This is a genomic window from uncultured Gimesia sp. (assembly GCF_937919775.1).
Classification (GTDB): domain Bacteria; phylum Planctomycetota; class Planctomycetia; order Planctomycetales; family Planctomycetaceae; genus Gimesia.
In genome coordinates, this window is the sequence record NZ_CALFPF010000578.1 from 1 (window position 1) to 10,504 (window position 10,504).

Consider the following 10,504-nt stretch of genomic DNA (forward strand, 5'->3'; position numbering starts at 1 on the left):
GGCAGTATTCGTGGCAGTTGATGCAGGTATTCAGCGAGTGCATGTAGGAGTACGTGGCGCCGTCGAGATTTTTTTCTTCTGCCATTTTCGCCAGTTTTTGTGCCTGTTTGCGCAGCTCGGCGCGGTGGTGCGCGTAAACCGGATCTTTGTGCGATGCCCAGGCTGTGGCCTCACAGATGCGGCTGAGTTCGGTGGCACCGTGGTGAATTTCCCGGAAATCTTTGGTGACCAGCCCATTGGTGATTTTCTGACTGCAGGCGAGCTTGGCGAGCATCAGAGCCGCCTGCTGATCACTGGGATCCGCTGCCGACTTGCTGGTTTCTCCGGATGCGGAGACCGCGCCGACGATGAAGAGCACGCTTACCGCCATCAATAACCATCGTTGCGTCATACTCATTTCAGATCCCCGGTCGGCGCGACAGGCAATCCTGTTGCGCAAAAAAAGATGTTCCCTGTTTCAGGAGGCCGTCCCTGGTTTGCTTGATCGATACAATCGGCCTGATACATTTTATCGGCTGTCGAGGTCCGATTTCTAAAATCGATGCCCCAGAAAGACTCAAGAATCGGCTTGTGTGTAGATTTTACAATTGAGAGCGAACACGAGACGAGGTCTCTTTGAAACGCCTAGAGTTGTTTGCTCTACACCAATGAGCCCGACCTTCCGTTCTGCGGCGCGTCTGCTAAAATAGTGTGAAACGCTCAAATCAGACGACGTTCTCTGTTACTACCCGGGTTATTTGAAAAAAAAGACCCGCTGCTTTCTATTCGCTCCCTTTTATGTACCAGGATTCAGTGAGCCCTTTATGAGTCAGGAAGACCAGCCGCGCATGAAGTTCGGCACGTTTGGTGGCGTCTTTACACCGTGTACGCTGACTATCCTGGGGGTGATCATGTTTCTGCGGTTCGGCCAGGTGGTCGGACAGGCGGGTGTGCTGTATGCGATCCTGATCGTGGTGGCTTCGAAAACGATTACCACGCTGACCACACTCTCGCTCTCTGCCATTGCGTCGAACACGCGCGTCAAAGGGGGCGGGGCGTACTATTTAATCAGCCGCAGTCTGGGCGTTGAGTTCGGCGGGGCGATTGGTGTTGTCTTTTATCTGGCACAGGCCATCTCGGTGGCGATGTACGTCATCGGTTTCACCGAGGCGTTTGTGGGAACCTTCTCCGCCTGGGAAGGCCACTTCGTTGCCATCGCGACATTGATCAATGTTCTGACGTTCGCCTGCGTGTATATCGGGGCGGGCTGGACGATCAAAGTTCAGTATTTCATCCTCGCCATCCTGGGCGCGTCGCTGGCGTCATTTTACCTGGGTGCGTTCTCCAGCTTTGATCTCGGCATCATGCGCGAGAATCTCATGCCCCATTACGACGCGGGCGAATCGCTGTTCACAATGTTCGCGCTTTTCTTCCCCGCGGTCACCGGCATCATGGCAGGGGCCAATATGTCCGGCGATCTGAAGAATCCTTCGCGTTCGATTCCAAAGGGAACCCTCGGTGCCGTGATCGTGACAGCGGTGATTTACCTGTCGCTGGCCCTCCTGCTGGGAGGGACACGGCCTTATACAGAGCTGATCAGTAACAACCTTATCATGAAGGACATTTCCGTCTGGCCGGTGCTGATCACGGCCGGCGTGTTTGCCGCGACGCTTTCGTCTGCATTAGGCTCCATGATGGGAGCGCCGCGCATACTGCAGGCTTTTGCCCGTGATGAAATCTTTCAGCGGCTCACCTTTTTTGGTGCGGGAAGCGGCCCCAGTCGTGAGCCACGTCGAGCGACGGTGCTGACGTTCGTGATTGCTCAGATCTGCATTCTGCTGGGAGACCTGGACGCCATCGCCCCGATCATCACGATGTTTTTTATGATCACCTATGGCTTATTGAATCTGGCCACGTTTTATGAAGCGATGACGAAGAATCCCAGCTATCGGCCGACGTTCCGCTATTGCAACTGGTCGGTCTCGTTAGCGGGCACAGTCGGTTGTCTGGCCGTCATGTTTTTGACAAACTGGATCTGGGCGAGTGCCAGTATCGTCGTGATCACCGGCCTTTACTGGTATATCCACTTTCGCGAAGTCGAATCACGCTGGGGCGATCTGCACAGTGGCATGGTATTTGAACGTGCCCGTAAAAGTCTGTTGAAGCTCGAGCAGGAAGACTATCATCCCAAGAACTGGCGGCCCGTGATTCTGGCGTTGAGCGGCACGGCCTGGAATCGACCGCACCTGGCGATTTACGGCCACTGGCTGACGTCCGGACATGGCATCCTGTCAATCGCGCATGTCGTGACGGGGGACATCGAGGAACACGCCGAACGACGTGAGAAATTCGAAAAGACCTTGCGCGCTTTTATCGCGAAGGAAGAACTGCTCGCGTTTCCGGCAGTCGTAGTTTCAGAATTCCTTTCCGACGGTGTCGAGGCGCTGGTTCAATGTCACGGCATTGGCGGTTTGCGACCGAACACCGTTCTACTCGGCTGGCCCAATGATCCGCAGAAAGCCGATTCCTTCGGGGCGACGGTTCGTCTCGTTTCCCGGATGAATCGCAGCATTATTTCCGTTCGCTTTCTTGACTATCGGGAAGAAGAGGGAGATGAAATCGGTCTGGCCGGCGATGCCTGGGAGATCCCCGACGGCACAATCGACGTCTGGTGGCGGGGCAGGCGGAACGGATCGCTGATGCTGTTGCTGGCCCATCTGCTGCACCAGAACCCGGAATGGCGTCGCAATCGCATCCGCGTGCTGCGTGCCGTTTCCAACAGCGAGGCCGTTGACGAGGTCACGCGCCACATCGAAGAACTTTCCGCCGCCGCGCGGATTACCGCGGAACCGGTGGTCATCGTCTCTTCCGATCCCGAACAGGCGATTCAGCATACCTCTGCAGAAGCGGCGGTTGTCATTCTCGGTTTCGAACCTCCGGCAGAGGGCGCCGAAGCCGAGTTCTTTACCCGTATGGAATCGTTCGTCGGAAATCTCCCGCGCGTGCTGTTCATAGAAAGCGCCGGCGGGATGGAGCTGGAATCGTAATCTGGAGCAGGTTACTGAATCTCGCGAAAAGGTGAGCGGTACGGCGCGAGCCGCCGTTTTTGTGAGTGTGAAATGCGATGCGGGTTTTAAACGGTGGCTAGCGCCATTCCGCTCAGAACGCGCTTTTTTCAATGTCAGTGACGGTTTGCCTTTCGTTCGATTGAGAGTCTGGTAAACTGGAATCAAACACTTAAGACAGACCGCGAAGCCGGCCTGAAATTCAGAAATACAACACAGGAACACATCATGCATCAAAACCGTCTGAAAAACATTTTGTCTCCGGTAATTATACTGGCGATCTGCCTGTCGCTTTCTCACCTCGCTGCTGCCGCTGAGAAGATTGAACTGAAAGTCGTCACCGATCGGCCGGATGCGATTTACCAAACCGGGGAAATCGCCCATTTTCTGATTTCGCTGACGAGAGACGGCAAACCGGCGACAGGCGAAACAGTGACGTATACCGTGGATGATTTTATCGGCGGCGCCCCCGGTTTTCCGAAAGGCAGTCTCACGATGGGTGAAGAGCCGGTCGAAGTCAGCGTGACGGCGGACAAACCTGTGTTTCTGCGTTGTACCGTGACAGCCGGAACAGAGAAAAAAGTGACCAGCATGGCAGGGGCCGCGTTTTCTCCGTTGGAGATTGGTCTCAGTACGCCGGTTCCCGAAGACTTCGATCAGTTCTGGGCGGATCAGAAAAAACAACTGGCGGCGGTTCCTGCAAAAGCGAAACTGGAAATGGTCGCGCAACCCAATCCCAAGATTGTCTGTTATGATGTGCAAGTCGACTGTCTGGGGGGCGCGCCGGTCTCCGGTTATCTGGCAAAACCCAAAGACGCCGAACCGAAAAGTCTGCCCGCCATTCTGTGGGTGCATGGAGCAGGGGTCCGCAGTTCGGCACTGGCGAATGCCGTGAAGGGAGCGGATGCCGGAATGTTGTCGATGGACATCAACGCGCACGGCATTCCCAACGGCAAACCGGCCCAGTTTTATACAGATCTTGCACAGGGTGAATTGAAGGATTATCGGCAGGCGGGACGTGAGAGCCGCGATACCGTTTACTTTCGCGGGATGTTTTTACGGCTGGTGCGTGCGATTGATTTTCTGACCGCGCAACCGGAGTGGGACGGAAAAACGATCATCGTTGCGGGACACAGCCAGGGGGGCGGCCAGGCTTTGGTCGCGGGTGGCATTGACGACCGCGTGACTTTCATTGCGACAGGCGTGCCTGCAATTTGCGATCACTCGGGCCGCGCCGCCGGTCGGATTAATGGCTGGCCGAAACTGGTCACGACGCTGCCCGATGGCACGCCGGAGCCCGCACAGTTAAAAGCTGGTCAGTACGTTGATGCCGTCAACTTCGCGAGCCGGTGCAAAGCCGACGCGATCATGAGCGTCGGTTTTATTGACGTCACCTGTCCGCCCTCAAGTTGTTACGCCGCCTATAACCAGTTGCAGGGGAAGAAGCAGGTCATCAACAAACCACTGATGGGCCACGCCGCCCCCGCGGATATTCAGACAGAATTTTTCAATGCGATTCTGGAACATGTGAAGCAGCAGGCTGCAAAGTAGCAGGGCTTTATGTACAACGAAAGGTGATCACGGCGGCCAGGTAGCGTTTTTAATTCGAATTGTCTTTATAAATGTGGAGCAACCGGGGCTAACGCCCTGCGGCTAATAAGTCATTCCGGCTGTCAAAGTACCTGAAAACAAGATCAGCCGCACGGCGTTAGCCGCGGTTAAAACCGACCTGGGTCAGGTTGCGGTCCTGGGAATCACATTCAAAAACAATAAACACTACCTGGCGCCCTGCCGCTCTGTTGCTTTGTGAGTGATATGAGAACCATCTCGGTTGCAATACCCCTCCGCGTGCCGCAAAATGGAGAAGAGCCTGCCTGATGAATGGGGCAAGCGACTGAGTTACCTGATTACAAACTTTGGAGACATCTCAATGCGCTACAAATTTCTTGCTTCCATTTGTGTCTGCTTGTTCCTGTTCAATGTGAATCCGGTTTCTCAGGCTGCTGAACCTCATGATGATCGCTGTGTGATCCTGGTGAGCGTGGATGGGCTGGCGAATTTTTATCTGGATGATCCTCTGGCAGACATGCCGACCTTGAGAAAACTGGCAAAGGACGGAGCGCGTGCGGACGGGATGATCTGCTCGTTTCCGACCGTCACCTGGCCGAATCATACAACGCTGGTCACCGGCACGACGCCCGCGAAACACGGCGTGATCGGCAATAACTATCTGGACCGCAAAAGTGCCGCATCGGTGGCGTTCATTCCCGATCCGCTGTTCGACAAGGACCAGATCGTCAAAGTGCCGACCATATACGATGCCGCGCACAATGCGGGACTGGTCACTGCAGGAATCGTCTGGCCGGCGACGCGCAACGCACGCACGCTCGACTGGACCGTGCCCGACATGTTTGGCAAAGAAGCCTGGCCGAAGTACGCCACCCCTGTCTGGCTGGATGAACTGCGGAAAGCCGGTCTGCCCGTTGATCTGCATGGCTCATGGACGGGTGAAAAAGGAGGCGGTGTAAAACGGGACTGGCTCTACACCCGCATGACACGACACCTGTTTCAGAATCATCCGCCGAACCTGCTGCTGATTCACCTCGTTGAAGTCGATCACGTGGAACACCAGTTCGGTCCGAAGACGCCCGAAGCCTACTGGGCCGTCAGTTATGCCGATGACCGTCTGCGCGATATCGTCGAAGCGATCAAACTTTCTCCGCACCGCGATAAAACAACACTCGTCGTCGCCAGCGATCACGGTTTCTTCCCGATCACGAAAGACATCCTGCCGAATGTGCTGCTCAAACAGGAAGGGTTGTTGTCCAAAGAGAAAAAGCAGGTTTATTGTCTGTCGCAAGGGGGCGCCTGCATGGTCTATATTCTGGACGATACGAATCGTGAAGCGACCATCAAAAATCTGAAGACAAAGTTCGCAGCGATTGAGGGCGTGCAGTCCGTACTCGATGCAGATGAGTACACAAAACTCGGCCTGCCGACTCCCGCGCAGGATTCCCATGCTCCGGATTTGTGGCTGGCGGCGAAATCCGGTTACTCGTTCACAAACAGTGAGTCAGGTGACGATCTGGTGACCCCGCGTAAGACCCCCGGCGGAACACACGGTTACCTTCCCGACCAGCCGGACATGCTCGGTTCACTGGTCATCTCCGGGTATGGCATCAAACCGGGCACCAACCTCGGCAAGATTCAGAGCCTCGACGTGGCACCAACCATCGCGCGTCTGCTGGGCGTCAAACTCCCCAGCGCCGACGGTAAACCGCTGACGCCGGCTCTGCAGGAAGACTAAAAGGTGAATTACGTTCCGAACAGCTTCGCTTTGGCGGTCATGCGGTAGGTGCAGACGGAGCCGTCGGCGTGAGGGACAACCAGATGCCGCCCGTCGGCCAGGAGGTCGAGGCCACGGGCCGCTTTGGGAAGTTTCAGCGTGTGAAAGAACTCTTTCTCGCCAGGCTTGCTGAACCACAGTTCGCCTTTGCCGCTGCGATCGGCGCCTGCGCCGATCAGGAATCCGTCGGGATGATAGCGCACGCCCCAGGCGATTCCCTGAAACGTTTTATCTGGTTTGAGTTGTGCTTTTTCTTTGCCGGTTTTCCAGTCGAAAAGCATGATGATCGGGTCCTGAATGCCGGCAAACGAGTTGGCCACATTGGTAATTCCTGCGCTGGCCAGTTCGCTGCCATCCGGGCTGAATTGCAAATCGCGTGCGCCGCCCATGTCGGCGGCGAATTTATTGTCGTAGCCGGTCATCAGACTGGCATCCATGCCTCGCGCCAGCTTACCGGTTTGCATGTCCCAGATTTTGATGACGCCCATCAGGTCCTGGGAAACCAGGTGCCGACCGTCGGGATGAAAGTCAACCGCGTACACATGGCGTTCGTGGCCTGAGAACGTCTGCAGCAGTTCGCCGTCTGCAATGTTCCAGACCTTCACCAGCAGATCATTGCCGCAGGTCGCGAGTTTTGTCTGGTCGGGAGAGAGCCGCACCCAGCGCGCCGACCCTTTGTGAGCGGGAATCGTCATCAGGGCCTGGGGTGCGGCGTCGGCCATGTTCCAGACTTTGACATCGCCGCCCCAGCATGCGGAGTACAGTGTGTTGCCATCTTTGGAGAAATCAAACGACCGGACCCAGCTCGTGTGCCCTTTGAGCGTGCGTTGGGCCTGGGTCTGCAGATGCCACACTTGAATGTCCAGATCCTGCGCACCGGCGACAACGTACGTGCCAGTCGGATCGACGCGGCAGGACGTCAGCGGGACACTGTGTTTGAACTGCGCCACCTGATGGGTTTTGGCAGGTTCGATGAGCTCGGATTCGACGAGCGGCTTCTGTGCGACGAGGGCGCCTGAGGTATCGGGTTGCTTGACTTTCATGCCAACAACTCCTTAATGGATTGTGCGGTGGGATCGCCGATGGGAATCGACCGGCCGGCGATGTCGTGATCATTGGTGGAATCGATGCCGAGTGCCTGCAGGTAGGTGTGGAACAGATGGCCGGCATCGACTTCGCGTTCGACGACGGCGGTCCCTTTCTCGTTGGTTTTTCCGATGATGGCCCCCGGTTGAATTCCGCAGCCTCCCAGGGCGATTGACCAGGCGGTCCCCCAGTGATCGCGACCGTAGCGGACATTAATCTGAGGAGTGCGGCCGAATTCCGAATAGACCATCACCAGCGTACTTTCCAACATGCCCCGCTCGTGCAAATCGTCGAGCAGCATCGAAAATGTCTTGTCAAATTCACCCAGTTGCTCGAGATGGAAATTAAAGTTCTCGGCATGCGAATCGTAGCCGTGATGCGTCACTTTGACACAGGTGGCGTCGTTTTCGAGTAAGGCGCGGGCCAGCAGGCAGTTGCGGCCGAAATCGTGTTTGCCGTAACGTTCCAGGTCTTTTCCGTCGGGTTGTTTCTCGAAAAACGTTTTCCGGGCCATCAGCTTGGCCGCCTGTTCGAATGACACATCGAACGATTCGGTCATCGATTTGGGACGTCCCTGACCGAACTGTTTGTTGAACTGCTGCCGCAGCTCAATTCGGCGGGCCGCCGCCGTCTCATTCAGTCCATTCGGCAAAGCCAAGTTTTTCGGCGGCTTGACGCCTTCAAATTTCAATTGCCCGTGCTGTGCCCCGAGAAACGCAGACGTGCTATCAGTCAGGCCGCGTGTTGAGATGTGGATATAACCGGGCAGTTCGCTGTTCGTCGGTGCCAGATATTTAGAAGCGATGGAACCGATGTAAGGATACTCGCCGGCCCGCCGCCCCTTCTCCATAAACAGGCGACCCTGAGTGTGATCATTGGTTTTGATATTGATGCTGCGCACGAGGGAGAGCAGATGCATCCGCTGCGCCGTGTAAGGCAGGAGCTCGGAAATGTGCATGCCCGGCACCGACGTTGGAATGGCACGAAACGGGCCGCCGAATTCGGTTCCCGGTTTGGGATCCCACGATTCCAACTGGCTGACGCCCCCCTGCAGATACACCTGCAGGATGCGTTTGTGCTGGCCTTTGACCTGTTCTGCAATGGCGGGTGCGCCAGACAACCCCAGGCTGATTGCACCACCGGCGGCACCCGCTAAAAACTGCCGGCGGGCCAGTTGGTGATCCAGTGGGTTGCATCCTTGATTTCGTCGCATTATCAGTCCTTCTGCCTGTCAAGCAGGAACACATTGAGAGTCATTAATGATTGAAGCGGAATTCATCGGACGAAAGCGCCGCCCAGACGAGTTGGGGTAAACCCTGATCGGGTTGATCCTGACTCACTTGCAGATAAGCCGTCACCTGTTCGATTTCTGCCTGCTCAGGCAGACGCGAAAAGACAGCCAGATACAATTCTTCCGCGATTTCGGGCGCCGTTTTCAGTTTCTTGAGTTGCGCAGTCAGATTGTTACCGCCGGGCCTGATCCAGGATTGCACCAGTGGTCCGTTGAGCAGAAAGAGTGCCTGATTGGCCGAAGCGTCAAACCGCGTTGATTGCGCCCCCACCGTGCCAAACGTGATCACAAAGGAAGTCACGTTTCCCTGTAATGCTTTGTGCAGGTTTTCTTCCCGCCAGAGCGGATCTTCCGTTTTTTGCGTCCCTTGTTTGGGGTTGGCTTTGATCTCTTTTGCTTTTACTTCGGCCCGCGTCCTGTCGGTTACGCCCGTCGCCTGCATCATCGACCAGGCAAGCTGCTCGGGAGAGAGCGGTTTCAAGAGCCCCACACCATAATTGATTTCCTGGGGAATTTTCGCGTCTGCAGAAACGTGGCTGCTGCGTTGATAAGTCTGAGACAACGCCAGCTCGCGCAACAGGAATCGCATGTCAAAATCGTGTTCCTGAAATGATTGCGTTAACAGATCCAGCACCTGGGGATGCGAGGGAGGATTGTCGGCATGCCACATGTCGAGCGGTTCCACAAAACCGCGGCCCATCATCATCGCCCATAACCGGTTCACAATATTCTGCTGGAAGGCAACGTTGGCAGGGTTCGTCATCGCATCGGCCAACTGCAGTCGTCTGCTGTAAACCGGCACCGAACGCACATTTTTTGCCGGCTTGACTTTGTAGAGAACTTTCACTTCAGCCGGATCGGGAATTTCAGGCAGGTCAAGCATTCGCGGGGCGGTCTTGCCTTCTTCTTTGGTAAATACCGATGTGAAGGAAACGAGCCCTTCCGCTTTTTCGCCGATCGAAGTTTTCTTCGTCTTGGGATCATTGAAGAGATAACTGCGGTTCAAAAACGCGTTCAAACCGTAATAGTGACGCTGCAGATAATCATCGACATTGGGATGATTGTGACATTGCGCACATTCCAGATCGCGTCCCAGAAACATACGGCCCAGATCGCGGGTGACAATTTCCGCTTTCAATTCCCGATCGAGCAGAAACTTGGCCGCGGGACGCGTTTTTTCGTCGGTGCCATCCGCGGTTAGAATTTCGTTGACCAGCACGTCCCAGGGTTTGTTTTCCAAAAACGAGTTGCGTAAATAGGCCTGCCATTCGGCTGCAGGCACGTGTTTGTCGGGGCGGCGTTCCATCAACATGGTGTCGAACAGATATTGCATCCGCCGCGCGTGTTCCGGCGAAGCTAAAAGTCGGTCGACTAACTGCGTGCGCTTGTCGGCAGAATCATCGGCCAAAAACGTACGCACTTCATCAGAGGACGGAATTGTTCCGGTTAAATCGAGCGTGACGCGTCGCAAAAACGTGGCATCGTCGGCTGGTGCACTGGAGTTTTTTTCGAACGGTTCTTTTCCCGCACCCAGCAGAGAATCGATCTGTTGATGCAGGGGAAGCGCGGCATAAGCAGGTAAGGCCGAACCGGCAACAAGGAGCGCCGTACAACAAAGCAGTTTTCGTATGAAACGTAAATTCATATGACCACGCTGTTTAGGTAGGATTTAGCAGGCAGGGGCCAACGAGCGGTCAGCCATCAAATCAGTGATCGCCATTGTATCGAAGTTTGTTC

General features: G+C 55.6%; 7 protein-coding genes. 3 read left to right on the plus strand and 4 right to left on the minus strand.

The genetic code is table 11. The features are described 5' to 3' along the window. On the minus strand, positions 1-391 hold a 391-nt coding region (locus Q0294_RS16680; RefSeq protein WP_299467727.1), incomplete at its 3' end, for a hypothetical protein. Between the two features lie 412 nt (positions 392-803). On the opposite strand from Q0294_RS16680, the gene Q0294_RS16685 reads away from it, so the two are divergent. From Q0294_RS16685 to Q0294_RS16695, 3 genes are all read left to right on the plus strand, one after another. Further along, positions 804-3,026 (plus strand): amino acid permease, encoded by a 2,223-nt coding sequence (locus tag Q0294_RS16685; protein WP_299467729.1) that lies wholly within the window; start codon positions 804-806, stop codon positions 3,024-3,026. Positions 3,027-3,272: 246 nt separating this feature from the next. Further along, positions 3,273-4,595, plus strand: coding sequence for an acetylxylan esterase (locus tag Q0294_RS16690; RefSeq protein WP_299467731.1), 1,323 nt, complete (start codon positions 3,273-3,275; stop codon positions 4,593-4,595). A gap of 379 nt (positions 4,596-4,974) precedes the next feature. Next, positions 4,975-6,351 (plus strand): alkaline phosphatase family protein, encoded by a 1,377-nt coding sequence (locus tag Q0294_RS16695; protein WP_299467733.1) that lies wholly within the window; start codon positions 4,975-4,977, stop codon positions 6,349-6,351. A gap of 8 nt (positions 6,352-6,359) precedes the next feature. On the opposite strand, the gene Q0294_RS16700 is transcribed toward Q0294_RS16695, so the two are convergent. Genes Q0294_RS16700 through Q0294_RS16710 form a run of 3 tightly spaced genes read right to left on the minus strand, consistent with a single transcriptional unit; the run spans position 6,360 to position 10,412 of the window. Further along, the gene (locus tag Q0294_RS16700) at positions 6,360-7,433 is read right to left on the minus strand and encodes a WD40 repeat domain-containing protein (protein WP_299467735.1); all 1,074 of its coding nucleotides are present in this window, start codon (positions 7,431-7,433) and stop codon (positions 6,360-6,362) included. Continuing rightward, positions 7,430-8,689: a DUF1501 domain-containing protein gene (locus tag Q0294_RS16705; protein WP_299467737.1), complete on the minus strand. Its 1,260-nt coding sequence runs from the start codon at positions 8,687-8,689 to the stop codon at positions 7,430-7,432. The genes Q0294_RS16700 and Q0294_RS16705 overlap by 4 nt, the downstream gene beginning before the upstream one ends. 43 nt (positions 8,690-8,732) lie before the next feature. Next, complete coding sequence (locus Q0294_RS16710; protein ID WP_299467739.1) at positions 8,733-10,412, minus strand: DUF1549 domain-containing protein; 1,680 nt, start codon at positions 10,410-10,412, stop codon at positions 8,733-8,735. Positions 10,413-10,504 lie beyond the last annotated feature (92 nt).

Coding starts and splice junctions, on each gene's coding strand:
- Q0294_RS16685 (WP_299467729.1), top strand. CDS start 804: ATGAGTCAGGAAGACCAGCCGCGCATGAAGTTCGGCACGTTTGGTGGC.
- Q0294_RS16690 (WP_299467731.1), top strand. CDS start 3,273: ATGCATCAAAACCGTCTGAAAAACATTTTGTCTCCGGTAATTATACTG.
- Q0294_RS16695 (WP_299467733.1), top strand. CDS start 4,975: ATGCGCTACAAATTTCTTGCTTCCATTTGTGTCTGCTTGTTCCTGTTC.
- Q0294_RS16700 (WP_299467735.1), bottom strand. CDS start 7,433: ATGAAAGTCAAGCAACCCGATACCTCAGGCGCCCTCGTCGCACAGAAG.
- Q0294_RS16705 (WP_299467737.1), bottom strand. CDS start 8,689: ATGCGACGAAATCAAGGATGCAACCCACTGGATCACCAACTGGCCCGC.
- Q0294_RS16710 (WP_299467739.1), bottom strand. CDS start 10,412: ATGAATTTACGTTTCATACGAAAACTGCTTTGTTGTACGGCGCTCCTT.